This window comes from Streptomyces sp. NPDC087901 (assembly GCF_044742205.1).
Taxonomy (GTDB): Bacteria; Actinomycetota; Actinomycetes; order Streptomycetales; family Streptomycetaceae; genus Streptomyces.
This window is the reverse complement of sequence record NZ_JBIUUC010000004.1, coordinates 360624-386776: the sequence shown is the minus strand read 5'-3', so window position 1 is coordinate 386776 and position 26153 is coordinate 360624. Positions and strand designations below refer to the sequence as shown.

Annotated in this window: 26 protein-coding genes; 16 read left to right on the top strand and 10 right to left on the bottom strand. The window is 71.4% G+C overall.

Annotated elements, in window-relative coordinates:
- Nucleotides 1–69 precede the first annotated feature (69 nt).
- Nucleotides 70–648, bottom strand: a complete 579-nt coding sequence (locus tag ACIOEW_RS15480) for a TetR/AcrR family transcriptional regulator (protein ID WP_401964227.1) — start codon at nt 646–648, stop codon at nt 70–72.
- A gap of 90 nt (nt 649–738) precedes the next feature.
- On the opposite strand from ACIOEW_RS15480, the gene ACIOEW_RS15475 reads away from it, so the two are divergent.
- The 3 genes from ACIOEW_RS15475 to ACIOEW_RS15465 all read left to right on the top strand — a co-directional run bounded on the left by ACIOEW_RS15475 (nt 739) and on the right by ACIOEW_RS15465 (nt 2102).
- Complete coding sequence (locus ACIOEW_RS15475; protein ID WP_401964226.1) at nt 739–1185, top strand: anthrone oxygenase family protein; 447 nt, start codon at nt 739–741, stop codon at nt 1183–1185.
- A 110-nt stretch (nt 1186–1295) separates the two neighbouring features.
- The gene (locus tag ACIOEW_RS15470; RefSeq protein ID WP_401964455.1) at nt 1296–1721 is read left to right on the top strand and encodes a DUF4267 domain-containing protein; all 426 of its coding nucleotides are present in this window, start codon (nt 1296–1298) and stop codon (nt 1719–1721) included.
- Nucleotides 1722–1805: 84 nt separating this feature from the next.
- On the top strand, nt 1806–2102 hold the full coding sequence (locus ACIOEW_RS15465; RefSeq protein WP_401964224.1) for a hypothetical protein: 297 nt from the start codon (nt 1806–1808) through the stop codon (nt 2100–2102).
- On the opposite strand, the gene trpS is transcribed toward ACIOEW_RS15465, so the two are convergent.
- Both trpS and ACIOEW_RS15455 read right to left on the bottom strand, forming a co-directional pair.
- Nucleotides 2099–3136, bottom strand: coding sequence for a tryptophan--tRNA ligase (gene trpS / locus ACIOEW_RS15460; protein ID WP_362539684.1), 1038 nt, complete (start codon nt 3134–3136; stop codon nt 2099–2101). The two genes, ACIOEW_RS15465 and trpS, sit on opposite strands and share 4 nt — an antisense overlap.
- Before the next feature lie 280 nt (nt 3137–3416).
- Nucleotides 3417–3611, bottom strand: coding sequence for a DUF6126 family protein (locus tag ACIOEW_RS15455; protein WP_401964222.1), 195 nt, complete (start codon nt 3609–3611; stop codon nt 3417–3419).
- Nucleotides 3612–3748: 137 nt separating this feature from the next.
- Between ACIOEW_RS15455 and ACIOEW_RS15450 the strand changes: the two genes are divergently transcribed.
- The 4 genes from ACIOEW_RS15450 to ACIOEW_RS15435 all read left to right on the top strand — a co-directional run bounded on the left by ACIOEW_RS15450 (nt 3749) and on the right by ACIOEW_RS15435 (nt 7850).
- Complete coding sequence (locus ACIOEW_RS15450) at nt 3749–5449, top strand: SulP family inorganic anion transporter (protein WP_401964220.1); 1701 nt, start codon at nt 3749–3751, stop codon at nt 5447–5449.
- A 94-nt stretch (nt 5450–5543) separates the two neighbouring features.
- Nucleotides 5544–6641 carry an LLM class flavin-dependent oxidoreductase gene (locus ACIOEW_RS15445; RefSeq protein ID WP_401964219.1) on the top strand — a complete coding sequence of 366 codons (1098 nt, stop codon included), beginning with the start codon at nt 5544–5546 and terminating at the stop codon, nt 6639–6641.
- Nucleotides 6642–6645: 4 nt separating this feature from the next.
- Nucleotides 6646–7299 (top strand): FMN reductase, encoded by a 654-nt coding sequence (locus ACIOEW_RS15440; RefSeq protein ID WP_401964217.1) that lies wholly within the window; start codon nt 6646–6648, stop codon nt 7297–7299.
- Between the two features lie 128 nt (nt 7300–7427).
- On the top strand, nt 7428–7850 hold the full coding sequence (locus tag ACIOEW_RS15435; RefSeq protein WP_328895011.1) for a universal stress protein: 423 nt from the start codon (nt 7428–7430) through the stop codon (nt 7848–7850).
- Between the two features lie 73 nt (nt 7851–7923).
- On the opposite strand, the gene ACIOEW_RS15430 is transcribed toward ACIOEW_RS15435, so the two are convergent.
- Entirely contained in the window at nt 7924–8322 is a 399-nt protein-coding gene (locus tag ACIOEW_RS15430; RefSeq protein WP_401964215.1) for a hypothetical protein, read from the bottom strand.
- Between the two features lie 120 nt (nt 8323–8442).
- Here ACIOEW_RS15430 and ACIOEW_RS15425 point away from each other — a divergent pair, with 120 nt between their 5' ends.
- The 6 genes from ACIOEW_RS15425 (at nt 8443) to ACIOEW_RS15400 (ending at nt 13739) form a co-directional block, all read left to right on the top strand.
- A complete protein-coding gene (locus ACIOEW_RS15425) occupies nt 8443–9336 on the top strand; it encodes a hypothetical protein (protein WP_362539702.1) in 894 nt (297 codons plus the stop codon).
- A complete protein-coding gene (locus ACIOEW_RS15420) occupies nt 9333–10310 on the top strand; it encodes an endonuclease/exonuclease/phosphatase family protein (RefSeq protein ID WP_401964213.1) in 978 nt (325 codons plus the stop codon). Before ACIOEW_RS15425 ends, ACIOEW_RS15420 begins: the two co-directional genes overlap by 4 nt.
- Nucleotides 10311–10401: 91 nt before the next feature.
- Nucleotides 10402–11364 carry an NADP-dependent oxidoreductase gene (locus ACIOEW_RS15415; protein WP_401964211.1) on the top strand — a complete coding sequence of 321 codons (963 nt, stop codon included), beginning with the start codon at nt 10402–10404 and terminating at the stop codon, nt 11362–11364.
- A gap of 12 nt (nt 11365–11376) precedes the next feature.
- Nucleotides 11377–11607, top strand: coding sequence for a hypothetical protein (locus ACIOEW_RS15410; protein ID WP_401964473.1), 231 nt, complete (start codon nt 11377–11379; stop codon nt 11605–11607).
- Nucleotides 11604–11678 (top strand): hypothetical protein, encoded by a 75-nt coding sequence (locus ACIOEW_RS15405; protein WP_401964454.1) that lies wholly within the window; start codon nt 11604–11606, stop codon nt 11676–11678. The genes ACIOEW_RS15410 and ACIOEW_RS15405 overlap by 4 nt, the downstream gene beginning before the upstream one ends.
- A gap of 144 nt (nt 11679–11822) precedes the next feature.
- A complete protein-coding gene (locus ACIOEW_RS15400) occupies nt 11823–13739 on the top strand; it encodes an FUSC family protein (RefSeq protein ID WP_401964453.1) in 1917 nt (638 codons plus the stop codon).
- A 35-nt stretch (nt 13740–13774) separates the two neighbouring features.
- Here the strand turns inward: ACIOEW_RS15400 and ACIOEW_RS15395 are convergent, their stop codons facing one another.
- A complete protein-coding gene (locus tag ACIOEW_RS15395; protein ID WP_362539710.1) occupies nt 13775–14182 on the bottom strand; it encodes a S4 domain-containing protein in 408 nt (135 codons plus the stop codon).
- A 314-nt stretch (nt 14183–14496) separates the two neighbouring features.
- On the opposite strand from ACIOEW_RS15395, the gene ACIOEW_RS15390 reads away from it, so the two are divergent.
- Nucleotides 14497–16065, top strand: a complete 1569-nt coding sequence (locus ACIOEW_RS15390) for a VWA domain-containing protein (protein ID WP_401964210.1) — start codon at nt 14497–14499, stop codon at nt 16063–16065.
- On the opposite strand, the gene ACIOEW_RS15385 is transcribed toward ACIOEW_RS15390, so the two are convergent.
- Both ACIOEW_RS15385 and ACIOEW_RS15380 read right to left on the bottom strand, forming a co-directional pair.
- The gene (locus ACIOEW_RS15385) at nt 15999–17192 is read right to left on the bottom strand and encodes a sensor histidine kinase (RefSeq protein ID WP_401964209.1); all 1194 of its coding nucleotides are present in this window, start codon (nt 17190–17192) and stop codon (nt 15999–16001) included. The two genes, ACIOEW_RS15390 and ACIOEW_RS15385, sit on opposite strands and share 67 nt — an antisense overlap.
- 14 nt (nt 17193–17206) lie before the next feature.
- Nucleotides 17207–17860: a response regulator transcription factor gene (locus ACIOEW_RS15380; protein WP_362540567.1), complete on the bottom strand. Its 654-nt coding sequence runs from the start codon at nt 17858–17860 to the stop codon at nt 17207–17209.
- A gap of 148 nt (nt 17861–18008) precedes the next feature.
- Here ACIOEW_RS15380 and metG point away from each other — a divergent pair, with 148 nt between their 5' ends.
- Nucleotides 18009–19622: a methionine--tRNA ligase gene (metG, locus tag ACIOEW_RS15375; protein ID WP_362539719.1), complete on the top strand. Its 1614-nt coding sequence runs from the start codon at nt 18009–18011 to the stop codon at nt 19620–19622.
- Between the two features lie 270 nt (nt 19623–19892).
- On the opposite strand, the gene ACIOEW_RS15370 is transcribed toward metG, so the two are convergent.
- The 3 genes from ACIOEW_RS15370 to aspS form a co-directional block, all read right to left on the bottom strand.
- A complete protein-coding gene (locus tag ACIOEW_RS15370; RefSeq protein WP_401964208.1) occupies nt 19893–20696 on the bottom strand; it encodes a L,D-transpeptidase family protein in 804 nt (267 codons plus the stop codon).
- A 307-nt stretch (nt 20697–21003) separates the two neighbouring features.
- The gene (locus ACIOEW_RS15365; protein ID WP_401964207.1) at nt 21004–21939 is read right to left on the bottom strand and encodes an intradiol ring-cleavage dioxygenase; all 936 of its coding nucleotides are present in this window, start codon (nt 21937–21939) and stop codon (nt 21004–21006) included.
- Between the two features lie 142 nt (nt 21940–22081).
- Nucleotides 22082–23899 carry an aspartate--tRNA ligase gene (aspS, locus tag ACIOEW_RS15360; protein ID WP_350990420.1) on the bottom strand — a complete coding sequence of 606 codons (1818 nt, stop codon included), beginning with the start codon at nt 23897–23899 and terminating at the stop codon, nt 22082–22084.
- A 152-nt stretch (nt 23900–24051) separates the two neighbouring features.
- Between aspS and ACIOEW_RS15355 the strand changes: the two genes are divergently transcribed.
- The gene (locus tag ACIOEW_RS15355) at nt 24052–26148 is read left to right on the top strand and encodes a SpoIIE family protein phosphatase (protein WP_362539728.1); all 2097 of its coding nucleotides are present in this window, start codon (nt 24052–24054) and stop codon (nt 26146–26148) included.
- Nucleotides 26149–26153 lie beyond the last annotated feature (5 nt).

Below are 26153 nucleotides of genomic sequence, written 5' to 3'. Positions count from 1 at the left end.
GGAGGCGTTGCCGCAGGCAGGCAGCGAGGGGGCCCGAGGGTCCCGGGAGCGTGCCGCCGGGACGATGTGTCAGACCGTGACGAGCCGGTCCACCAGCAGTTCCACCCGCGGCCCGGCGTCCTCGGGCAGCAGGCGGCCCGCTCGGGTCAGGGTCGCCAGGCCGTGCAGAGCCGCCCAGAACACCTCGGTGAACAGCCCCGGGTGGACGCCGTCGCCGGCGGCCTCCGCGAGGCTCTCGAGCAGGGCGGCGAAGGCGTCCTTCAGCGGCTCGGGGGTGTCCTCCTGCGCGTACGCCAGGCCGCCGTCGAGCTGGAACAAGGCGTCGTAGACCGCCGGGTTGTGCTCGGCGAAGTCGAGGTAGGCGCGGGCGAGGGCGGCGACCCGCTCGCGCGGGCCGCTCGCTCCGGAGGCCGCGGCACGCACCGCCGCGGCCAGCTCGGCGGCGCCTTCCAGGGCGACGGCGCCGATGATCTCGCGCTTGCCGCGGAAGTGGCTGTAGAGGACGGGCTGGCTGTATTCGATCCGTTCGGCGAGCCGGCGGGTGGTGACTGCGTCCCAGCCCTGCTGCTCGGCGAGTTCGCGGGCTGTCGCCAAGATGAGGCGTTCGCGCTCCGCCCGTTCGCGCTGCTTGCGTTCCTGTACCGACATGGGTCGATCCTAGCATCGCTAGACAATCAAGCGGGACTAGTACTAGCGTTGCCTCATCATCTAGCGTCGCTAGCTCACAGGGGGATCGCCATGCTCGACACACTCCAGGTCGTCACCACCGTCGCCGTCGGCCTGATGGTGGGGGTGGAGTTCTCCGTCGCCTTCATCATGAACCGGATCCTGGACGCGCTTCCCGAGGACAGCGGCCAGCTCGGCCACGCCCACGGCGGCCGGATGCTCGGCACCCTGATGCCGTTCTGGTACATAGGCTCGCTCGTCCTCAGCGCGGTCTGGGCCGTCGCCGGATGGCACCACCACGGCGCCGGACTCGTCGTCACCGCCGCCGGACTGCTGATCCTGAGCGTGGTCATGTCGATCCTGCTGCTCGTCCCGATCAACAACCGGAACAAGACCTGGACCCCCGAGAACCGGCCCGCCGACTGGAAGGAGCAGCTGCACCGCTGGAACCGCTACCACTACATCCGCGTCGCCGTCCTCGTTGCCGCGTTCACCCTGCTGGTCGCCGCCCTCGTCTGATAGCACCGATGCCCCGACATGCACTGGTTCGCCTCTGCATGCCGACGGCTCTTGTCCCGTCACGTTCCACGAAGCTCACCAAGCTGACGAAGACTCGCATGGAGAAATCAATGTCGCTGAGGAAGATCAACACCGTCCTGGCCGCCGCTTTCATCCTCTTCATCCTCTGGTTCGGGACGGAGTACATCCTGAGCCCGGAGACGACGGCTCCGGGCTACGGCCTGCCGAGCTGGCCCTCCGGCGACGGCGACGGCTTCCTGATCATCAAGGGAATCCGCGACGTCGTCCTGGCCCTGGTCCTGGGCATCCTGCTGGTGACCGGCCACCGCCGGGCGCTGGGCTGGGTGCTGCTGGTGGAGGCCCTCGCCGCGTACGGCGACATGACCAACGTGCTGGCCCACCACGGCTCCGTGGCCACCGCGCTCGGCGTCCACTGCCTGACCGCGACACTGATGGTGGTCAACGGCCTGCTGATAATGCACGAGACCCGCAACGTCGCGGCCGCCCCGGAAACGCCCGCCCCACAGCCCGCCTGAGGTGCGCATCGGGCCGTGATCAATTCGCGGGTTTCGCCCCGTTCCAGGCCCTGGCCCTGACCCTGGGCCCGTAGACCGTCGTGTGTGACGCGCGCACAACTGACGTACGAGGAGTGGGAGTTCATCGAGCCGCACCTGCCGATCGGCGAGTACGGCCCGTACCTCAAGACCTGCGGCAGCAGTTCGAGGGACGTGATCCGGCGGTTCCGGCCGGCGGGCACCGGCGGGCACCGGCGGGAGATGCCGAGCGAGTTCGGTGCCTGGCCAACCGTCTGCACCGGGGCCAGGAGGTCCCGTCGGCCTCTACCTGCGCCCCTCGACGGTCTGGATCGAAGACCTCACCAGGGCGACTCATCGATCACGACCCGATACGCGTCCTAGAGCAGACCTCCCATTGCCTGCCTCACCTCCGTCAGTGTCGCGTCGGCGATGGCGTTGGCGCGTTCGTTGCCGGCCCGCAGCACGGACCGCACGTACCCCATCTCCCCGGCGTACTCGGCCCGCCGGGCCCTCATCGGCGCCATCCGGGTGTTGACCGCGTCGGTCACGGTCCGCTTGAGGGCCGCCGCACCTCCGCCGCCGATCTCCTCGGCCACGTCGTGCGGGTCGCGGTCGAGGCAGAGCGCGGCGAGCAGCACCAGCCCGGAGACCCCGGGCCGCCTCTCGGGGTCGTACGTGATGTGCCGCTCGGCATCCGTCGTCGCCCCCTTGATCAGGCGGGCGGTCATGTCCTCGTCGGCGCTCAGGGCAAGGGAGTTGGCCCGGCTCTTGCTCATCTTGGTGCCGTCGGTGCCGAGCAGCAGGGGCGCGGCGGAGAGCAGTACCTCGGGCTCCGGGAAGACGGGTCCGTACCGCTCGTTGAACCGCCGGGCGACTGTCCGGGCCACTTCGAGGTGAGGCACCTGGTCCTGGCCGGCCGGCACCAGATTGCCCTTGCAGAACAGGATGTCGGCCGCCTGGTGGACCGGGTAGGTGAACATCAGGCCGCTGACGGAAGCCTGGCGGGAGTGCGCGATCTCGTCCTTGACCGTGGGGTTGCGGCCCAGTTCGGCGACGGAGACCAGGCTCAGGAACGGCAGCAGCAACTGGTTGAGCGCCGGCACGGCACTGTGGTTGAAGATCACCGAGCGTTCCGGGTCGATGCCGACGGCCAGATAGTCCAGCAGCAGCCCCTCCATGGTCGCCGCGAGCCGCTCGGCGACGTCCCGGTCGGTCAGCACCTGGTAGTCGGGGATGACGATGAACGTCTCCACCCCGAGGTTCTGGAGCCGCACCCGGTTGTGGAGCGTGCCGAAGTAGTGGCCGAGGTGGAGCGCGCCGGTGGGCCGGTCGCCGGTCAGGACGCGGAAGGCGGCGGGGTCCCGGTGGATCCGCTCGTCGAGCGTGGCGGTGCTGTCGGCGTGGGTCGTGGTCATGGCTGGTCTCTCCTCGCGATGGTGTGTGCGTGGAGGACGGCCCCTGCCGGGCTCGGAGCCCGTACCGGAAAAGGGCAGAGAAAAAGGGCCGTCCGTAACGAACGGCCCTGGTCCCGCGCTGAAGAGGTGGCCGCTCCTAGAAGGAGCGCCACCAGTTCCGGCGCGGTACGGAGGTCATGGGGGCGAGCTTAGCCGAAGGCGCGGTCCCGGTCGCGAGGAACTCACCTGTGCCGGGGCCCGGTCAGGGCGCCGGCGCGCACGCTCCCCGGCAGCGCCTCCGCTACTTCTTCGCGTGCTCACCCACGTAGAAGAGGATCCAGATGAAGCCCGCGAACAGGTGCGTGGCGAAGACGTAGACGAAGACGCGCAGCGCGACGCCGCGTTCCTTCCAGCGCTCGCTCCCGCCCCCGCCCTGACGGTCGCCGGTGCGCTCGGGGAGGGTGCCGCCGTCGCCCGGTACTCCGGTGCCGCTCATGACCGCCTCCGTCCGCCCGGGGCTCGGACGGCCTCCGTACCGGGCCAGCGTACTCACCGCACCGCATCACACCGGCGATGATTACGGCATAAGCGATGACATGCGCGCATAGCCCGATCGAGTTCTACTGAGTTGTCATGAGCGAGGCGGGCATGAAGACGAAGCTGGGACGACCGACACCTTCCGATGTCTCGGCCGGCCTGGTCACCGGGCTCTTCTCGATCCCCGAGGGCATGGCCTACGCCGCGATCGGCGGCTTCAACCCGGTCACCGGCATCTACGCGGGTGTCGTTCCCACGATCCTGGGATCGTTCTTCGCCCGTACCGTCCTGATGGTCACGACCCTCACCTCCGCCATCGCGCTGACCTCGCAGAGCGTGCTGTCCGGGGCGCATCTGGACCCCAGGGACGCGGGGAACATCGCCACGGTCGCCGTGCTCGCCGGGCTGATCATGGTGGCGCTCGGGCTGCTGAAGCTCGGTGCGGTGATGAGCTTCGTCTCCAACGCCGTGATGACCGGCTTCTCGACCGGGATCGCCCTCCAGATCATCACCGGCTCGCTCGACGACGCCACCGGCTACAAGCCCGACGGCCACAACCGCCTCACCCAGTTGGCCGACTGGGTGATCCACGCCGGCGACTGGAGGCTCGCGACCACCCTGACCGCGCTGACCACGGTCGCCGTGTGGGCGCTCGTCCGGCTGGTCGGACGGCTGGAGCCGGTGTCCGTCCTGGTCGCCCTGGTCGCCGTCAGCCTGGGCGTCGGGCTGCTCTCCATCGATGTGGAGCTGGCCAGGGACATCGCGCACATCCCGGCGGCGCTGCCGCACTTCACCGCGCCGGACCTGTCCGTCGTCGGTTCGCTGCTGCCCGGCGCCTTCGCCGTCGCGCTGGTCGCGCTGGCCCAGGCGGCGTCGATCGGCCCGACCGTCCGCAACCCCGACGGCTCCAAGTCGTCCGTCGACGGCGACTTCGTTGCCCAGGGGATCGGCAACATCGGCGGCGGGCTGTTCGGCGCGCTGCCCGCCGGCGGTTCCATGTCCCGCACCGGGGTCGCCGTCAGCGCGGGCGCGCGCACCCGCTGGACCGGCATCTTCGCCGGGCTGTGGCTGGCGCTGCTGGTCCTGACGCTCGGCTCACTGGCCGAGCGGATCCCGATGCCGGTCATCGGCGGCCTGATCATCGTGATCGGCTGCGAGCTGATCTGGGGGCGCCGCAAGGACATCCTGCTGGTGCTGCGTACGTCCCCGTTGCCGGCCGCCGCGATGACCGTCACCTTCATCGCCACCACCCAGCTGCCCCTCCAGCAGGCCATCGTGATCGGGGCGCTGCTCTCGCTGCTGCTGTACTGCGTGCAGGCGGCCCGGCAGAGCGGACTGCGCGGGCTGGAGCGCGGCTCCGGCCCCGGGAGCTGGCGGTTCACCGACCCGCCCGCGCGGATCGGGCCCGGCGAGGTCACCGTCCTCTTCTACGGCGGGGCCGGCCTGTTCGCCGAGGTCCCCCGGATCGACGCCCAGTGGCCCGACGTCTCGCAGGCGCGGGGATCGGCCGTGGTGCTGGCGCTGCGAACCACACCGGAGGTCCCGTCCTCGGCGGTCGTGAAGCTGCTCAGCCGGTACGCCGAGGAGCTGGACGCGCACGGCGGCCGGCTCTATCTGTCCGGGGTCCAGCCGGGGCTGCTCGCCGTGCTGCGCCGGACCGGTCTCACCAAGGAGCTCGGCGATGACCAGGTGGTGCCCGCCCGCGAGGAGATCTTCGGGGCCCAGCACGAGGCGGTCGAGCGGGCCGGACGGTGGGTCGAGGAGCAGCGCGGGACCGGTCCGGTACCGGCGGAATAGGGAGGCGGGGCGCTCCGTTGTAGGGTGTGTTCACATAGTTCAACGTTCAACCATCTGTTTGAACACCTGAAGCGATCACCTGGAGGCGGGCGCCATGCAGTTCGGGATCTTCACCGTCGGCGACATCACCACCGACCCGACGACCGGCACGACGCCGAGCGAGCACGAGCGGATCAAGGCCACCGTCGCCATCGCACGGAAGGCCGAGGAGGTCGGCCTCGACGTGTTCGCGACCGGCGAGCACCACAACCCTCCGTTCGTGCCGTCCTCGCCGACGACCACCCTCGGCTACATCGCCGCCCGCACCGAGCGCATCATCCTGTCCACCTCGACGACCCTGATCACCACCAACGACCCGGTGAAGATCGCCGAGGACTACGCCACGCTCCAGCACCTCGCCGACGGCCGCGTCGACCTGATGATGGGCCGCGGCAACACCGGCCCGGTCTACCCCTGGTTCGGCAAGGACATCCGCCAGGGCATCCCGCTCGCCGTCGAGAACTACGCCCTGCTGCACCGGCTGTGGCGCGAGGACGTCGTGGACTGGGAGGGGAAGTTCCGTACGCCGCTGCAGTCCTTCACCGCGACCCCGCGCCCGCTGGACGGCGTACCGCCGTTCGTCTGGCACGGATCCATCCGCTCCCCGGAGATCGCCGAGCAGGCCGCGTACTACGGCGACGGCTTCTTCCACAACAACATCTTCTGGCCCATCGAGCACACGAAGAAGATGGTGAACCTCTACCGGCAGCGCTACGCCCACTACGGCCACGGCACCGCCGAGCAGGCCATCGTGGGTCTGGGCGGGCAGGTGTTCATGCGCAAGAACTCGCAGGACGCGGTACGGGAGTTCCGCCCCTACTTCGACAACGCACCGGTCTACGGGCACGGACCGTCGATGGAGGACTTCACCCAGCAGACGCCGCTGACCGTGGGCTCCCCGCAGGAGGTCATCGAGCGGACGCTGTCCTTCCGGGGCGCCGTCGGCGACTACCAGCGCCAGCTGTTCCTGATGGACCACGCGGGGCTGCCGCTGAAGACGGTCCTGGAGCAGCTCGACATCCTCGGCGAGGAGGTCGTCCCCGTGCTGCGCAAGGAGTTCGCCAACCTGCGCCCCGCCGGGGTGCCCGAGTCCGCGCCCCTGCACCCGGCCGTCACCGCGGCCGCCACCGCTACTGCCGCGAAGGAGAGCTGACACCGTGTTCGTCACCGAACCGCTGAGGATCGTCGCCGTCTCGGCCGGGCTGAGCAGCCCCTCGTCGACCAGGCTGCTGGCCGACCGGCTGGCCGCGGCCACCCGGGAACGGCTGGACGCCGAGCAGGACCGGCCGGTCGAGGTCCGGGTGATCGAACTGCGCGACCTGGCCGTCGACATCGCGGGCAACCTGGTGTCCGGATTCCCGTCGGCCAAGCTGGAGGAGGCCATCGGCGCGGTGACGGGGGCCGACGGACTGATCGCCGTCACCCCGGTCTTCACCGCCTCGTACAGCGGACTGTTCAAGTCGTTCTTCGACCTCGTCGAGAACACCGCGCTGACCGGCAAGCCCGTCGTCGTCGCCGCGACCGGCGGCACCGCCCGGCACTCGCTGGTGCTGGAGCATGCGATGCGTCCGCTCTTCGCCTACCTGCGGGCCGTCACGCTGCCGACGTCGGTGTACGCGGCGTCGGAGGACTGGGGCTCGTCGGGCGACGAGTACACCGAGGGCCTGCCGGCCCGGATCCGGCGTGCGGGCGGCGAGCTCGCGCAGGCGATCACGGGCGGCCGGGCCGTCTCCGGGGCGTCCAGGGCCCTCGGACTGGACGACGAGGTGGTCCCCTTCGAGCGGCAGCTGGCCGACCTTCGGCTGGACTGACCGACCCGGAGGCTGTGCTTTCGTCCGGTTTGACTACAGTTGCGCCAGAAGGTGCGTCGTGCGGGCATTCCGCACGACGCACCGGCACGACCGAGCAGAACCAAAGCGGAACCGAGCTGGAGGCAGATATGGGCAGGATCGTGGTGGGCGTTGACGGCTCCGAGTCGTCGATCAAGGCACTGCACTGGGCCGTACGCCAGGCGGAGCTGACCGGTGACACGGTGGAGGCCGTCAACAGCTGGGAGTACCCCGCGACCAGCTGGGCGTCCATGATGCCGGGCATGCCGGAGGACTTCGATCCACAGGCCCTGGCCACGGTGTCACTCACCGAGGCGCTGGAGGAGGCCGTCGGCGGTGCGCGCGCGGCCGAGATCAGCAAGGTCGTGGTGATCGGCAATCCGGCTCAGGCCCTGCTCGACCGGGCCGAGGGCGCGAATCTGCTGGTGGTCGGAGCGCGCGGGCGCAGCCCCCTCAAGGCGACCCTGCTCGGCTCGGTCAGCCTGCACGTCACCCAGCACGCCCCGTGCCCGGTGACCGTGGTCCGCGGCTGACGCAGGCTCCGCACACCGGTACGGGCCCGCGCAGCCGAGGCGCGGGCCCGTACTGGCAGAAGCCGTGGTGGGCTCAGTCCGCCCGCGTGTAGAAGTAGTAGAACGCGGCCACCAGCATGCCCGCCCCGGTCAGCAGGCCGAGCACCGACGCGGCCAGCACGCTCTTGCCGGACAGGCTGTAGAGGAAACCGATCGAACCACCGAACAGCGCACCGTACGAGGCCGCCGCGAGTTCGGGCGGCAGGCCCTTCTGCACCCGGCCCAGACCGAAGCAGAGCGCCGCGAGAACGGCGCCGGAGATCAGGCCGAGCGCGAGCCGCGTGCCGGTGAGCACACCGCCGTCGCGGGCGATGGACGTCGCGTAACAGCCGAGGATCACGCCGAGCGTGACGGGCACGGCCCAGCCGAGCGTGGAGGTGCGCTGGACACGCGCGTGTGTTCCGCGTGCCTGCGCCGAAGCGTGTGCGGCCATGGCAGCGAGCTCCTTCCGTCGCCCCCGCTTTCCTCCAGAGCACACCCGGCCGGGCAGCCCGGCAACTCGGATGGCCCACGGCCCGGGGCGCAGCGCCTGCATCCGCGGTTCCCTGGTGGTGTGCGGACCTACTTCTCGGCGGCTCTCTCGGTGGCATTCCTGGTGCTGCTCGCCGTCCTGGTGCCACTGAGCGCGCTCTCCGCCTGGGTCGATCTGGAGATCGACGACACGGACCGTTACGTGGCCGCGGTGGCGCCGCTCGCCTCCGACCCGGATGTGCAGAACACCGTGGCCGACCTGATCACCGACGAGGCGATGAAGCAGATCGACGTCGGCCCGCTCCAGGACACCGTCCGCGACTTCCTGCACCAGGCCGTGCAGTCCTTCACCACCACCGACGCCTTCCAGGCCGCGTGGAACGCCGCCAACCGCACAGCCCACGAGGCCGTCACGGCGGCTCTGGACGGGGACAGCGGCGAGAGCGTCACGATCGACCTGGCGCCCGTGACGGAGAAGGTGAAGCAGAACCTGGTGGACAACGGGGTGCCGTTCGCCGACCAGATCCCCGTCCAGCACACCGACATCCAGATCATCTCCGCCGACCGCGCGGACCAGATGCGCCAGAGCTTCCGCCTGCTGCGGGCCGCCAGTGTGTGGCCGGCCGTCGGCACGCTCGTGTTCGCGCTGCTCGCCGTCGTCCTGGCCTGGGTGCGCGGCGGACCCGGCCGCCGGGGCTCGGTCCTGGCCGCGCTCGCCGCCACCGCCGTTGCCGGGGCCGGCTTCGCCCTCGGCGCGCTGGTGCTGCGCGGGGCGCTCGCGCTGGCGCGCAACCGGGTGCTGGCCGAGGTTCCCGGCAGCGACACCGACGGGGCGGCGGCGGTGTACGACGCGCTGACGGGGTCGCTGCGCACCACGGTGTGGATCGTCTTCGGTACGGGCCTCGCGGTGGCCGTGTGCGCGGTGGCGGCGCGGATCTGGGCCCAGCGGGTGCTGCCGGTACCGTCCGGGGCATGACGGAACCGCTCCGCCGCCTCGCACCGAGGAACGCCCTGCTCTGCGGGGCCGTCCTCCTCCTGGCCGGGGTGAGCCTCGTGATCGGTTTCCGGGCCGCCGGCGCCGACGGCCCGACCCCCGTCCCGCAGGCCCTGGCCTTCCTGCCCTGGCTCCTGGTGCCCGGCGCCGCCGGTCTCGGGCTGGCGGCACTGGCCCGGTGGCGCGGCGGCCTGGTGTGGGCGACGGTGGCACTCGCGCTGACCGTGTGGTTCGTCCGCCCGTACGGTCCCGGCACCACGGGCTCCCATGGTCCGGTGGTGGCCCGGCTGGACGTCCTCACCTCGAACGTGGAGTTCGGTGACGCGACGGACGCGCTGATCGCGACGGTCCGCCGCGAGGAACCCGATGTCGTCTTCGTCCAGGAGTGCGACTTCGCGTGCGCGGACGCGCTCGCCGCCCGCGTCCCGGCCACCTCGTACCCGTACCGCGATGTCGTCCGGCTCGACGGTTCGCTCGGCTCGGCGATCCTCAGCAGGTACCCGCTGCGGCCGGCGGGCCGGATCGACGGCGCGATGGCAATGCCGGGGTCGGTCGCCGTCGTAGCGGGCCGGAACGTGCGGCTCCAGCTCGCGCATCCCATGCCGCCGGTCCCCGGCGGGGTACACGTCTGGCGCCGCGAACTCGGCCGGATCCACGACCTCGCCGCCGCCGTCCGGGCGGAGCCCGTCGTCATGGCGGGCGACTTCAACGCCTCCCAGGACCACGCCGCCTTCCGGGCCGTCCTGGACGCGGGCGGCCTCCACGACAGCGCCCGCCTCGCCGGCTCCTCCCGTGCGTACTCCTGGCCCGCCGACCGCACCACACCGTTGCGCGCCCAGATCGACCATGTGCTGGTCAGCGAGGAGTTCTCGGTCCGCTCGGCCCGCTTCCTGCGACTCGCCAACACCGATCACCGAGCGCTGCTCGTCGCCCTTGAACTGCACGGGGACGACTGAGATCCCGGCTCGCCCGCGCCGAGGTGCGGGCACCGGCGGGCCGGGGAAGAGTGGAGAGGGTGACTGCCGGGGCTACTGGGAGGTCTTCCGTATGCGAGCCATCGCCGTCAGCACGTTCCGGTCCGATCCCACCCTGGTCGTGGTTCCCAAGCCGGATCCGGGACCGGGCGAGGTCCGGGTCAGGGTCGAGTACGCCTCGGTCAACCCGCACGACTGGCAGCTCGCGGACAGCACCCTGGACGGCCTCGCCCCGCAGGTCTTCCCCCTGGTCGTCGGCGTGGACTACGCGGGCCGGGTGGACATGATCGGCAGCGGCGACAACCGCTTCCGGGTCGGCGACCACGTCTTCGGCCGGTCCGGCGGTCCGGTGGCCGGCGCGGGTACGTACTGCGACTACGTCTGCGTGCCGCAGGACTCCGCCATCGCCCTCGTCCCTCGCGGCCTCGACTCCCGGATCGCTGCCGCCCTGCCGTCCGCCGGGATGGCCGCCGCCCAGATCCTGGAGGCGGTGGCGCTGCGCGGCCACGAGAGCCTGCTGGTCGTCGGGGCGGCGGGCGGCGTGGGCAGCTGTCTGACCCAGCTCGCCAAGGCCCGGGACGTGCGCGTGATCGCGGCGGTGCGCGGTGACGAGCGTTCCAGGATGGGGTCGTTGGGCGCCGCCACCACGATCGACACCACGCGGAACGAAACGGCTGACGCGATACGGGCCGCCTGCCCGGACGGCGTCGACGCGCTGGCCGACCTGGCCTCCGCGACCCCCGAGGCGTTCGCCGCACACGCCGCGGTGCTCCGGCCGGGCGGCATCGCGCTCTCCACCCGCGGCGTCGCGGCCAAGGCGCCGCTCCCCGACGGGGTGCGGGGCGTCGACTTCCGCCTCGACCCGAGCCCGGTCCTGCTCGACGTGCTGGCCGCAGGCGCCGCCGAAGGCGTCCTGCGCGTCCCCATCGACATCGAACTCCCCCTGGAGAAGGCCCCGCAGGCCCTGGACCGCAACCGGACCGGCGGAGCGCGCGGCAAGACCGTCATCGTGCTGCGGGACCACGGACACCGGTGAGAGGAAGCCGCCGTGGACGACCGGGAGCGGGAGCGAGCGCCCGAGCAGGAGCGGGAGCGGGAGCGGGACATCATCGACGCACTCGACGGACTGGACGCACTCGTCGCACTCGTCGCCGAGGAACGCGCCTTGCGCGGCCGCGCCGGCCGGGAACCCGGCCTCGCCGCCGACGACGAGGCGCGACTGCGTACCGTGGAGGTCAGGACCAGTGCTGGGACCTGCCACGGCAGCACCGGGCGTTGAGCGAGTCCGGTGAGGAACCCTCACAGGCACGGGTCCGCCCGGCCGACGAGGCCGGGGGATATCGAAGCTGACCGCCGAACGGTGAGGGGGGCGCGTTGACAGGCACCGGAGCCGACGCGGGCGCGAAGGGCAACAGTGCGGGCGGCGGCGACGGCACCGAAGCCGTGGCGGCCACCGGCTCGACCGTCCGCCCCACCCCGGCCCAGCGGCGGGCCATGCCGCCCGTCTGGCTCCGCTACGGCCTGCGCCCCCAGCCCACCCCCATCCCGTGGGCCGCCGTCGCCCGCGCCTCCGTGGCGCTCGCCGCACCGCTCGCCGTCGGATTCGCCGCCGACCGGCCGGTGTACGGGGCGCTGGCCTCCATGGGCGCGCTCTCCGGCGTCATCGGCGACACCGCCGACGCCTACCGGATGCGCATCCTCAACATCGCCGTGCCGCAACTGTTCGGCGCCCTCGGCATCATGATCGGCACGTTCGTCTACGGGACCGGCTGGGCGGCCGTCGCCGTGCTCACCCTCATCGGCCTCGTCTCCGGGATGATGTCGACGATCGGCGCCGTCGCCTCCGTCTCGGGGCTGCTGCTCCTGCTCAACTCCGTGGTGGGCGCCGGGCTTCCGATGCCGGATCCGTGGTGGGTGGCGCCGCTGCTGCTGACGCTGGGCGGGCTGTTCGTCCTCGCCCTGACGCTGCTGGCCTGGCCGTTGCGGCGGAAACTGCCGGAACGGGTCGCGGTCACGGGCACCTATCTCGCGGTCGCCGACCTGCTCGCCGCTGCGGGCACCGATGCGTACGAGGAGAGGCGACAGGCCGTCACGGACTCCCTCAACACCTCCTACGACCTGATCCTCGCCCGCCGCGCCCGCTACCACGGCCGCAGCGGCGCGATGGTGCGGCTGCTGTCCCAGCTGAACGTCGTCATCCCCCTGGTCGAGGCCGCGCCCGCGGTCCACGTACGGCGGCGTCCGCTGCCCGACGCGATCCCGGCGGCGGTGCGGGACCTGGCCGCGGACGTGGCGGGGGGCCGCACCGGCGGCGCCGAACCCGCCCTGCCCGCCCCGGACTCGCCCGCCACCCGGGCGGTCGACGCCGCGCTGCGCCATGCCTTCGCGGTCGTTCACAAGGCCGAGCCCGATCCGTACAACGTCGACGACCGGCTGGGCCGGCCGGCCGCACTCGGCGTGCGCGTCCGGCGCGCCACCCGCAACGTCCTGCTGTCCGGACCCTCGTGGCGGTACGGGCTGCGCCTCGCGCTCTGCATCGGACTGGCCCAGGCGCTGACCTCGCTGGTCGACGTACCGCGCTCCTACTGGGTGGCCCTGACCGTCACGTTCGTCCTCAAGCCCGACTTCGGCTCGGTGTTCTCCCGCGCCGTGCTGCGTTCCGTGGGTACGGCCGCGGGACTCGTCATCGCGGCCCCGGTGCTGGCGGAGGTGCCGGTCGGCTGGTGGGACGTGCCGGTCATGGTGCTGCTCGCCGCCCTGATCCCGGCACTCACGGCGAAGGGCTACGCCTTCCAGACCGCGGCCGTCACCCCGGTCATCCTGCTGCTGTCCGATCTGCTGAACCACCAGGGGGTACACCTGGTCTGGCCGCGCTTCCTGGACAGCCTGATCGGCTGCGCCATCGTGCTGGTGGCCGGCTATCTGCTGTGGCCGGAGAGCTGGCACACCCGGATCGGGCACCGTCTGGCCGACGCGGTCACGGACATCGCGGACTATGTGGAGTGCGCGTTCGAGCCGGGCGGCGACGGCGACCGGGCGGAACGGGTCCGCGTCCGCCGCCGCATCTACCGGGATCTGTCGTCCGTACGCTCCGAGTTCCAGCGCGCCCTGACCGAACCGCCCCCCACCGGCACCCGTGCCGCCGCGTGGTGGCCGCTGGTCGTGGCCGTGGAACGCATCGTGGACGCCACGACGGCGGCCCGGGTCCGCGTCAACCACGGGGCCCCGGAACCGGAACCGGCGGAGGTGGCCGTGGTGCGGCGCCAGCTCGTCGAACTGGCGGAGGGGCTGCGGGCCAGCGAGGTCCTGGTGGAAGTACGCGCCGAACTCCCGGGCGACGACGAGGGCGTACTCGCCCCGCTGCGCCAGGAGGTGGCAGCGGCCAGGGCCATCGCCTCACCCACGCCGTAGAAGGGGTCCGGCCCTGCTCCGCGCGCCGCGCCCCGTCACTCCGAGGGCCCGGGACCCGCACCCCGCAGCCGGTTCATCTCCCGCCGGTCCCGCTTCGTCGGCCGGCCGGTGCCCCGGTCCCGTACCGGAACCTGGATCGCGGTCTCGCGCGGCGGCGGGGGCGGGCTGTTGTCGACGAAGCACTCCGCGGCCACCGGTGCCCCGACCCGCTTCTTCACGATCTTCGACACGACGACGACCCGGTCCCGGCCGTCGTGCCGCAGCCGCACCTCGTCGCCGACGCGCAACGCCTGGGCGGGCTTGGCGCGCTCACCGGCGACCTTCACATGACCCGCGCGGCAGGCGGCGGCCGCCTGCGCACGGGTCTTCGTGAGCCGGACCGACCAGATCCAGACATCGACCCGAACGCTGCCTGCCGCCTGCGGCGCCTCACCGGAAACCATGGGTCCGACTCTAGTGCGGTGGACGCGCGCGGGATCCGCCGAAGCCGCCGGCCGTCTCATTCCCGGGGTGGTCGTGCCCCTTCCACCTGCACGACCGGGCCGGCGTCACCCCGCTTGTCGCATCTGCCGATAACCGGCAACGGGACTCGGTCCGGGATCGGTTGCGGCTCCGGTCGGTCTCAGTTGTCCCACGGGCGGGCCGCACCGCCGAAGGGCCGGATCCGGCCGCTAACCTTACGTATCCGCCCTGGCCAGGGATCAATTCCCGCAGTACGGACATTCATCGCACCCAACTCACGCGAAAGGCCTCGCCCATGGGCATTCGGAGCTTGCTGCGCAAGGTGTTCGGCCGTGACCGCACGGAGCAGGACGAGCCGACGACGGCCACGGTCCCGCCCCAGGGCGAACGCACCCGGGCCACGGCGTCGGAGTCGGTGACGGTGGACGAGCCGGCGACCGAACCCGCCCCGGCCGTCAAGGCGTCGGTACCGGCCCCGGCCTCCTCGGAGCCGGCCCTGACCACCGCGTCCCGGTCAACGAGGGACGACGGCGGGCTGGCGGCCGACCTCGTGGCCGAGGCCTTCGACAAGGCCGCCGCGCCCGCCCCCAGGACCACGCCCACCGTTCCGTCACAGGGTTCCGGGTCCCGGACGAAGTCCGCCGAGCCCGTTTCATCGCCTGCGGCGGACACGGCAGCAGACACGGCAGCGGAAGCCGAAGCGGAGCCGGAAGCCGAGGTCACGGTCGTGGCTCCGGAGCCCGTGGAGGCGCCGGCCGAGACCCCTGCCCCTGCCGCCGTGGCCGAGCCGGAGCCGGTCGCCGCCTCGGAGCCGGAGGCCCCTGCCGCCGCGGAGCCGAAGGCTGAGCCCGAGCCCGAGCCGGTCGCCGCCGAGGCCGCCCCCGAGCTCCTCACCATCGACATGGACCCGGAGCCCGAACCGGAACCGATCGCCGCCGCCGAGTCGGAGCCCGAGCCCGCACCGGAACCGATCGCCATCGCCGTCGAGCCCGAACCGGTCGCCGTCGCGGTCGAACCCGAACCGGAACCGGTCGCCATCGCGGTCGAGCCCGAACCGGAACCTGTCGCCGTCGCCGTCGAGCCCGAACCGGCACCCGAGCCCGTGGCCGCAGCCGTCCCGGCCGGCGCAGCCACCCCGGCCGCCTCGGTCCAGGACCCGGCCGCCCCCGCCGGAAAGCCCGCGCTCACCCTGGCCAAGGTCAAGGCTCTCGCGCCCGAGCTCGTGGGGCCGTACAAGGCCGCCCAGGCCGGGCTGAAGGCGCACGGGCTCACCGGTCTGCGCGCCACCGTCTACCTGGTGCTCGACCGCTCCGGATCCATGCGGCCGTTCTACAAGGACGGCAGCGCCCAGCACCTGGGCGACCGCACGCTCGCTCTCGCCGCGCACCTCGACGAGAGCGCCACCGTCCAGGTCGTCTTCTTCTCGACCGACATCGACGGCACCGGCACGGTGGAGCTGGACGGTCACGAGGGCCGGATCGACGAGCTGAACGCGGGCCTCGGCCGGCTCGGCCGGACGAACTACCACCGCGCTGTCGAGGAGGTCGTCGCGCACTACGAGAAGTCCGATGCGACCGGACCCGCGCTGGTGGTCTTCCAGACGGACGGCCCGCCGGACGTCAAGCAGGCCGCCCGCCAGGCGCTGACGGACGCGGCACGGCTGCCGCTGTTCTTCCAGTTCGTCGCGTTCGGCGACGAGGACGCGAAGGGCTTCGACTTCCTGCGGAAGCTGGACGCCCCGAACGCCGGCTTCTTCCACGCCGGCCCCGCTCCCCGCGAGGTCGCGGACGCCGCGTTCTACCGCGAGGTCCTCGCCGCTCCGGCCGCCTGGGCCGCTGCCCGCGAAACGGCCGCCGGCGCCTGATCGGCCGGCAGGCGTACGGTCACGGCGAGCCCGCCCTCCGGGCGCGGCACCGCCGTGACCGTACCGCCGTGCGCCACCGCAATAGAACGTACGATCGAAAGCCCGAGCCCCGAGCCCCGCCCCATCCGGTCCTTGCCCTCACCGCGCCGGAACGGCTCGAACAGACCGGGAATGTCCGCCGCGTCCACCACCGGACCGGTGTTGCGCACCTCCAGCAGCACCCCGCCGCCCGCCGGCACCAGGGACACCTCCACGCTCCCGCCGGGAACGTTGTACGTCACCGCGTTGGCCAGCAGATTGGCCACCAGCTGGGCCAGCAGCAGCCGGTTCCCGCGCACCGCGCAGCGTCCGGCGTCGACCGCCACCCCCGGATACCGGCCCGCCTCCTCGGCCACCACATGGGCCAGGTCCACGGTCTCCCGCTCGCTCTTCGCCAGCCCTCGCTCGCTGCGCGCCAGCACCAGCAGCCCCTCGATGAGCCGCTCGCTGCGCCGGTTGTTGTCCAGCAGCGTCTGCCGGGTCCGTACGAGATCGTCCGGCGTCGGGTCGTCCAGGCCCACCTGGATCGCCGCCCGCTGGGTGGCCAACGGGGTGCGCAGCTCGTGCGAGGCGTTGGCGATGAACCGGCGCTGGCTGTCGAACGCCTTCTCCAGCCGGGCCAGCAGCGCGTCCAGCGTGTCGCCCAGCTCCTTGAGCTCGTCGTCGGGACCGCTGGAGGCGATCCGTTCGTGCAGGGTGTGCTCGGAGAGCCGGCGCGCCTTCGCGGTCATCGCGTGCACGGGCCGCAGGACCCGCCCCGCCGTCCACCATCCGACGCCGACCGCGCACGCCGTCATCACGAGCACGGCTGCGGCGGACCAGATGAGCAGTTGGTGCCCGGCCGCGGTGCTGACGTCGTCGGTGAGGTCGTAGACGGTCAGCGGCCCGACGCCGGCCCGGGAGACGGGCGGGCCGTTGACCGCGTAGCCCGGCTGGACGACCACGGCCGTCTGGGCGATGTCGCGGGCCTGCGAGTCCGTGCCGGCCCGGAAGGCCAGGTTGACCGTGGCGAGCAGGCCGGTGGCGAGGACCAGGAACACCCCGCCGTACACGAACGCGATCCGGGTCCTGATCGTGGAGTGAGGCACCCGGGCCGGGTGCCTCACAGGGCGTACCCCACGCCCTGCACGGTGCGGATGACGGCGGGCTCGCCGAGCTTGCCGCGCAGCTTGCTCATGCAGACGCGTACGGCACCGGTGAAGGGGTCGGCGTTGGCGTCCCAGGCCCGCTCCAGCAGCTCCTCCGCGCTGACGGTCCCGCCGTCGGCCTCCAGCAGCAACTGGAGCACGGTGAACTCCTTCGGCGAGAGGTCCAGCTCGCGGCCGTCCCGGGTCGCGGTGCGGCGCACGGTGTCGAGCCGGATGCCGTACCGCACCAGCTGCGGCGGTACGGGGCGGGCGCTGCGCCGGCGCAGGGCGCGGACCCGCGACACGAGCTCGGGAAACTCGAACGGCTTGCCCAGGTAGTCGTCGGCACCCAGGTCCAGCCCGGCGACGCGGTCCTCCATGGAGCCGGCGGCCGTCAGCATCAGGATCCTGGTCCGGGAGCCGGAGGCCACCAGTCCGCGGGCCACGTCGTCGCCGTGCACCCGGGGCAGATCGCGGTCCAGGACGACGACGTCGTAGTCGTGCAGCCCCAGGTAGGCCTGGGCGGCATCACCGCTGTACACCGTGTCGACGGCGAACCCGGCCCGTCGCAGCCCGGTGGCGACGAGCTCGGCCAGGATCTCCTCGTCCTCGGCGACCAGTACCCGCATCGTGATGTCCCCTGCCTCGTGCACGCGTGTCCACTCCCTCCCAGGATGCGTCTTTGCTACCGGAAGGGATGTTTCGCAAAGCTCTCCGCACCCGCGCCAGGATTTATGGGTGTGAGGGGATCTCCCACGGACCGTTAGGATTTCGACCATGGCGGCCACTGGATCCGAGAAGCAAGGGGGCGACGGCGTGAAGAGTTTCTACGTATCGACCCCCATTTACTACGTCAACGACGCTCCTCACCTGGGCCACGCCTACACGACCGTCGCAGGCGACGTGCTCACCCGCTGGCACCGCCAGCGCGGCGAGAAGGTGTGGTACCTCACCGGCACGGACGAGCACGGTCAGAAGATCATGCGCACGGCCGAGGCGAACAACGTCACGCCCCAGGCGTGGTGCGACAAGCTCGTCGAGGAGGCCTGGAAGCCCCTCTGGGAGCACCTCAACATCGCGAACGACGACTTCATCCGTACGACGGAGGAGCGGCACACCGACCGTGTGCAGGAGTTCGTGCAGGACCTGTACGACAAGGACGAGATCTACAAGGGCGGGTACGAGGGCCCGTACTGCGTGGGCTGCGAGGAGTACAAGCTCCCCGGCGACCTCATCGAGGACGAGGCCGGCGTCAAGCTGTGCCCGATCCACAAGAAGCCGGTGGAGATCCTCAAGGAGGAGAACTACTTCTTCAAGCTCAGCGAGTACGGCCCGAAGCTGCTGGAGTTCTACGCGGCCAACCCCGGCTTCATCCAGCCGGAGTCCGCGCGCAACGAGGTCGTGAACTTCGTCAAGCAGGGTCTCCAGGACCTGTCGATCTCGCGCTCGACCTTCGACTGGGGCGTCCCGGTCCCGTGGGACGACAAGCACGTCATCTACGTGTGGGTCGACGCCCTGCTGAACTACGCCACGGCGGTCGGCTACGGCGCCAACCAGGAGAAGTTCGACGGCACCTTCCCGGCCGACGTGCACCTGGTCGGCAAGGACATCCTGCGCTTCCACGCGGTGATCTGGCCGGCGATGCTGATGGCGCAGGGTCTGCCGCTGCCGGGCCGGGTCGCGGCCAACGGCTGGCTGATGGTCGGCGGCGAGAAGATGTCGAAGTCGAACCTGACGGGCATCAAGCCGCAGGACCTGACCTCGCACTTCGGTGTGGACGCCTACCGCTGGTACTTCCTGCGGGCCATCGCGTTCGGAAGTGACGGCTCGTTCTCCTGGGAGGACTTCACCGCCCGCTACACTTCCGAGCTCGCCAACGACTACGGCAACCTGGCCTCGCGCCTCGCGGCCATGGTCGGCAAGTACTACGGCGGCACGCTCCCCGGGGCCACGGCCGCGGGCGAGGCAGAGCAGGCGGTCCAGCAGGGCCTGGCCAAGGCCGTCGCCACAGCTGACCTGAAGATCGGCGAGGAGCTGGACTTCCAGGCCGGCATCCTGGCGATCTTCGACTTCGTGAAGCAGGTCAACGGCTACATCACGGAGCAGGAGCCGTGGAAGGTCGCCAAGGACGAGTCGCCGGAGGGCAAGGCCCGCCTCGCGACCATCCTGTACACGGCCTCCGAGGCACTGCGCGGTGTCGCGGTCCTGCTGAACTCCGTCATGCCGGAGACCTCGCAGCAGCTGTGGGAGTCGCTGGGTGCCGAGGAGTCCCTGGGCGCGCTGTCCGACCAGCGGGTGCAGGACGCGGGCACGTGGGGTCTGCTGCAGCCGGGCGCCACGGTGACGAAGGGCGCGGTGCTGTTCCCGCGCCTGGAGGAGAAGCCCGCGTAACGGGTGTACGTACGAAGGAGGGGCGGGACCGCACTGCCGGTCCCGCCCCTCCCTTGTGTCCCGGGTCAGCGGACCCGGTTCTTGAGCGGCTCGGTGTCCAGCTCCACGTAAGGGAACACCTCGACGGCCATCAGGACGCCGTCAGGGTTGGCCCGTTCACCCTGGCCGGGGAAGGTGCCACTGCGGGCGAAAGCCCCATCGGGGTCGTGCGTTTCCCTTGCGATACGTCTCGGTCCGCAGCCGGTCTGCCGCCCCGGCGCGCGGTCGCTTTCAGCGGCTCAGCGCCGCCGCGTCCCCCATCACGATGACCGGCTCCTTCACCGGGTCGAGGACGCCCAGCAGCTCCTTCATCCGCTCCTCGGTGACCGAGACGCAGCCCTGGGTGGGGCCGCCGTGGTCGACGTGGATCCAGATGCCGCCGCCGCGTTCGTCGCCCAGGGGGCGGGTCTGGTCGAGGGGCGAGGCGCCGGGGACGCGGTTGTAGTCGATGGCGATGACGTAGTCGAACGACCCCTCCAGCGGCTCCCCGTGGAAGCCCTCGCCCTCCACCTTGAAGTCCGGGTTCAGGTCGTACGGGAAGGCTGTCGCCGGAGGGTCGAGGCGGCCGCCCGCCGCGGTCAGGGTGAAGACGCCGACGGGTGAGCGCAGATCGCCCTCCCAGTGCTCCGCCGTCCAGCCGTTCAGGGCGTTGTGGGCGGGCCAGGGAGCGAGGGCCGCCCGCCAGCCCCTGGCGAGGTCGTCCCGGGTGTAGAGCACGGCCGTGGAGCGATTGGAGTCCGGTGACTCGCCGGTCACGACGAACGCCTGACGGGCACCTGCCGGAATCTGCGCCCGTGTCCGCGGCCCGAGCCCGGGGATCTCCCGTGGCGGGGCCGGCGGCAGTGACGGTGCGGGCGCTGCGGCGGCGGCCCCGGGCGGTCCCGGTACGCCGGTGGCACCCGCGGTCTTCGTGGTGGCACCACCCCCGTCCATACCGGCGAGCGAGACCGACCCGCACCCGGCCAGCAGCAGCAGGAGGGCGGCGCAGACGACGTACGGGAGGCGCAGCGGAACGCGCGAACGGGGCACGGGCACGGAGGGCTCCTCTGCGGTAAGTGGCCGGGTGCGGGCTCTGCGGACACGGGCCGGGGGTCCGCTGTGCCGAGGTCGGCCCAGGCAGTCTTTGCCGCAGCCGGAGCCCGTCAATCCGGCGCTGGGGCCATCCGGGTCTCACCGTTCGGGTGATTCATGTACTTGTATGTGCGCAGCCATGTGTCACCGGGCAGCACGAAGGGCCCGGAACCGGGTGCTTCGGTTCCGGGCCCTTCGTCTCCGCGGGGGAACGGAGGCCTCAGGAGGCTGCGGCGGTGCGTGCGGATCAGTGCGGATCAGTGCGGGGTGATCACATCCCCGTTCCGTCGTGCGTCTCGTCCTGGTCCACGCCCATGGTGATCGAGCCGACGACGCCGCGCTCGATGTTCTTCTTCCGGTACGAGAGCTTCAGCAGCCCGCCCGTGACACCGCTCTGGTCGTAGATGGTGTCCTCGGTCAGGGTCGTACGGGTGGTGGTGCTGGTGGAGTACGGTGCGGCCTTCGCCGAATCGAGGACCGCGGACTCCGCGAAGAAGAACTGGCCGGTGTGGCAGGTGTGCCCGCCCTCGTAGCCGGCGTCGGTCATCTTCCCGCCGACGTGCACCTTGGTGTGAATGTGCACGGCGCGGCCCTGGTACCAGCCCGGGAAGATCGTCTTGAACTCCACGTAGCCGTGCTTGTCGGTGAGCCGGGTGCCACGCAGGTAGCGCTCGTCGTCGGTCGGTTCGCTGTGTCCGCCACCGCCACCGCCGGGGCCGCCGGACGGGGGCGTACCGGTGGGGGTGCCCGTCGGGGTACCGGTCGGGGCGTCCGTGGGGGCGCCACTCGGCGGGGTGCCACCGCCGCCGGGGCCGCCCTGGCTCATGCTCTCGTAGCCGGAGTAGACGCCCAGGGCGTCGCAGTGCCAGATGTCAACGGCCGCCTGCCTGACGGGCTCGCAGGTGTCGGTGTCGATCACCTTGAGCCGGAGGGTCATCGGGATGCCCTCCTTGTCCTCGGTGATGTCCTTGCGGATCTTGTCGGCGTCGATGTAGTACGGGCCCTCGGTGGTCTCCGAGGTGAGCCGGTAACACGCCTCGCCCTGTCCGGCGGCCTCCTTCCCGCTGCCGCCACCGCCCTCGCCCGTCGAGGCGTTCGCGACGGCGCCGGCCCCTATCCCGGCCGCGGCGACGACCGCGCCGCCGGCGATCATCATCCGGCGCCGGGTCAAGTTCTTCTTGTGTGCGGGTCCCTGATTCTCTGTCATGACGGGGAGGCTAGGCAGCCCAGCTGGCAGGGGCGTGAGCGCGGGCTGTGCGTTCCTGTGCGTACACCGTGCACACGAGAACAGTCCCCGGCCGGGCGGCCGAGGACTGTTTCACGTGGAACCGAAGCGGAACTGCTGACGCCTACTTCGCGCCGGTGTCCCTCGCCACGGAGTCCTTGGCCTCCGCCTTCTCCTTGGCCGGTGCCACCGGCTTGCGGAGCTGGATGTTCAGCTCGCGCAGCCGGGTCTCGTCCAGCTCGCTCGGGGCGCCCATCATCAGGTCCTGGGCGTTGCCGTTGAGCGGGAAGGCGATCGTCTCCCGGATGTTGGGCTCGTCGGCCAGCAGCATCACGATGCGGTCGACGCCCGGGGCGATGCCACCGTGCGGCGGGGCGCCGAGGCGGAACGCGCGCAGCATGCCCGCGAACTCCCTCTCGACGGTCTCCGCCTCGTAACCGGCGATCGCGAAGGCCTTCAGCATGACCTCGGGCTCGTGGTTACGGATGGCGCCGGAGGACAGCTCGATGCCGTTGCAGACGATGTCGTACTGCCACGCCAGGATGTCGAGCGGGTCCTTCTCCTCCAGGTCCTTCATGCCGCCCTGAGGCATGGAGAACGGGTTGTGCGAGAAGTCGATCTTGCCGGTGTCCTCGTCCTTCTCGTACATCGGGAAGTCGACGATCCAGCAGAAGCGGAAGACGCCCTCCTCGAAGTGGCCGGCGCGCTTGGCGGCCTCGACGCGGACGACGGACATGATCTTGGAGACCTCGTCGAACTCGCCCGCGCCGAAGAAGACGGCGTGGCCGGGAACGAGGGACAGACGCTCGGTGAGGGTCTTGATGTCCGTCTCGGTGAGGAACTTGGCGATCGGGCCCGCCAGCGTGCCGTCCTCGCCGACGCGGACCCAGGCCAGGCCCTTGGCGCCGTGCTCGACCGCGTACGCACCGAGGCCGTCGAAGAACTTCCGGGACTGGCCCGCGGTGTCCGGCACCGGGAGCGCACGGACGTGCTTGCCGGCGAAGGCCTTGAACTCCGAGTCCGCGAAGATGTCGGAGATGTCGACGAGCTCCAGCTTGGCCCGCAGGTCCGGCTTGTCGTTGCCGTACTTCAGCATCGACTCGCGGAACGGGATGCGCGGGAACGGCGAGGTGACGTGGCGCCCGTTGCCGTACTCCTCGAAGAGCTCGGTCATGAGCTTCTCGATCGGCTGGAAGACGTCCTCCTGCTCGACGAACGACATCTCGACGTCGAGCTGGTAGAACTCGCCGGGCGAACGGTCGGCGCGTGCGTCCTCGTCGCGGAAGCACGGCGCGATCTGGAAGTAGCGGTCGAAGCCGGAGATCATCAGCAGCTGCTTGAACTGCTGCGGCGCCTGCGGAAGGGCGTAGAACTTGCCCGGGTTCAGGCGGGACGGGACCACGAAGTCACGTGCGCCCTCGGGGGACGTCGCGGCGAGGATCGGGGTCGCCATCTCGTTGAAGCCGAGGGCCACCATCTTGGAGCGGATGGAGGCGATGACGGACGAGCGCAGCATGATGTTGCGGTGCATGCGCTCGCGGCGCAGGTCGAGGAAGCGGTACTCCAGGCGCCGCTCCTCGTTGACCCCGTCCTCGGCGTTGATCGTGAAGGGCAGCGGGGCGGCCTCGCCCAGCACCTCGACCTCGGTGACCTCGATCTCGATCTCGCCGGTCGAGAGCTCCGGGTTGACGTTGTCGGCGCCGCGGGCGGAGACCTTGCCGTCGATCCGTACGACGGTCTCCTTGGTCAGCTTCGCCAGGGCGTCGTTGCCGGGGGTGCCGGGGCGGGCGACGAGCTGCACCAGACCGTAGTGGTCGCGCAGATCGATGAAGAGGATGCCACCCAGGTCTCGGCGATTGTGCAGCCAGCCGCTCAGCCGGACGTCGGTGCCGACGTCAGAGGCGCGGAGCTCGCCGCAGGTGTGGGACCTGTACCGATGCATCGTCGTTCATCCAGTCTTCGCGGTTGGGGGATGATTCAGCCACCCCAGGCTACCGCCCGCGACCGGACCGTTTCATTGTCATTGTCCGTATCAAGATCGCCGAAGGACCCGCGGCGCTGCCCCGAGGGCACAGGCCGGTTTAAAGTGGGGCAATGCGCACCGAGGATGTCCTGGCCGCGACCGCGACCGGACTTTGGCGCTGGGACAACGGAGCCGGGACGGTCACGCTGGACGCGGAAGCGGCCCGGATGCTCGAGCTGCCCGCCGAGGCCGGTGTCTTCCGTGAGTCGGAAGTACGCTCCCGCTTCCATCCCGTCGACTGGAACGAGATCTACGGGGTGGTGAACCTAGCGGTCGCCGAGGGCACGCTCGCCGAGGCCCGGCTGCGGATCGTGGACGAGCGCGGCCGGGTGCTGCGTACCGTACGCAGCCGCTCCAAGCCCCTGCCGTCCGAGGGCAACGAGACGGACTACGTGCTGGTCGGCACCCTCCAGGAGGTCGCCGAGCCGCAGCCCGGCACCACCGGGGCACACACCCCGATCACCGGCGACTGGCGGCGTTCGCGCGAGGCGTTCCTGCTCGACGCGGGACGGGCACTGGCCGAGGCCCGGTCGACGGCGGAGGTGCTGCGGGTGGCCTACTCGCTCTCCATGCCCGGCTTCTCACCGGACGGGCTGGCGGTCTTCGGGGTCGAGGGCGAACGGCTGACGATCGTCGGGCACCACGGGCACAACATGGGCGACGAGGGCCCGTTCAGCGACATGCCGCTGGAGACCGACTACCCGGCCGCCGAGGTCGTACGGACCGGGCGGGCGGTCTATCTGCCGACGGTCGACGACTACCGCGACCGCTATCCGGCCACGTGGCCGCTGGCCCGGCGGTTCGGACGCCGCTCCTGGGCCTTTCTGCCGCTGATCACGGCGGGGCGCACGATGGGCACCTGGATGGCCGGGTTCCGGCATCCGGTGTCGTTCTCGCCGGACGAGCGCTCGGTGCTGACGACCGTGGCCCGGATGCTCGCCCAGGCCCTCGCCAGGGCCGGGGTCGCCGAGACGGAGCGGGAGCTGTCGCTGGGGCTCCAGCGCTCGATGATGCCGTCCCTGGGGCCCGCCATCCCGGGGATGACGGTGGCCGCCCGCTACATCCCGACCGGGGGCGGCCTCCAGGTCGGCGGCGACTGGTACGACATGATCCCGCTCCCCAACGGCCGCATCGCCCTCGTCATCGGCGACGTCCAGGGGCATGACGTGCGCGCCGCGGGGCTGATGGGGCAGTTGCGGATCGCCCTGCGCGCGTACGCCTCCGAGGGGCACCGCCCGGACGCGGTGCTCTCCCGCGCCTCGCGCTTCCTGTCCGGGCTCACCGACGCGTACGAGGACGGCGAGCAGACGGGGGCCCGCTTCGCGACCTGTCTGTACGCGGAGGCGGACCCGGACACAGGCACCCTCGACATCGCGCGGGCCGGCCATCCCGACCCCGTGGTCATGACCGGCGACGGGACCGCCGTCATCCGCCAGACCGAGGGCGGGCTGCCGCTCGGCATCGAGGCCGACGCGAACTATCCCACGACCCGGATCACGCTGGAGGCCGGAGAAACGATCATGCTGTGCACGGACGGGCTGATCGAGACCGGCGGGCACGACCTGGCCACCGGCTGGGTCCGGCTCCGGCCGATCCTGGAGCGGCACAACGGCGATCTGGAGAAGCTCGCGGACGAGCTGGTGCAAGCCGTGCACGGGCCGGCCTCGCACTACACGACGGGGCCGCTCGCCGACCGGCGCGAGGACGACATAGCGGTCCTGCTGCTGCGGCGCGAGATCTCCACCGCGCACCCGACGGCGCCCCGGCGGACCGCGCTGACCATCGCCCAGGCCGAACCGGAGCGGATCGCCGCGGCCCGGCAGCTGCTGCGCGAGATGCTGCACGACTGGGCGGACCCGGAGCAGGTCGACTCGGCCGTGCTGATGGTGTCCGAGATGGCCACCAACGTGCTGGTCCACACGGACGGCGACGCGCTGATGGTCGCGCAGGCGACCGGGGAGCACGGGGAGCGGCGGCTGCGGGTCGAGATGTCCGACGGCAGTGACGAGCTGCCGCACAAGCGGCGGCCCGGCGAGATGGCGTCCAGCGGCCGGGGCCTGTTGCTGATGGAGATGCTCGCCGACGCCTGGGGGGTGGATCCGCGGGGCGCGGGGAAGTCGATCTGGTTCGAGCTGTACGAGTCGGTGGAGCCGTGGCAGGAGCCGTAGGAGCC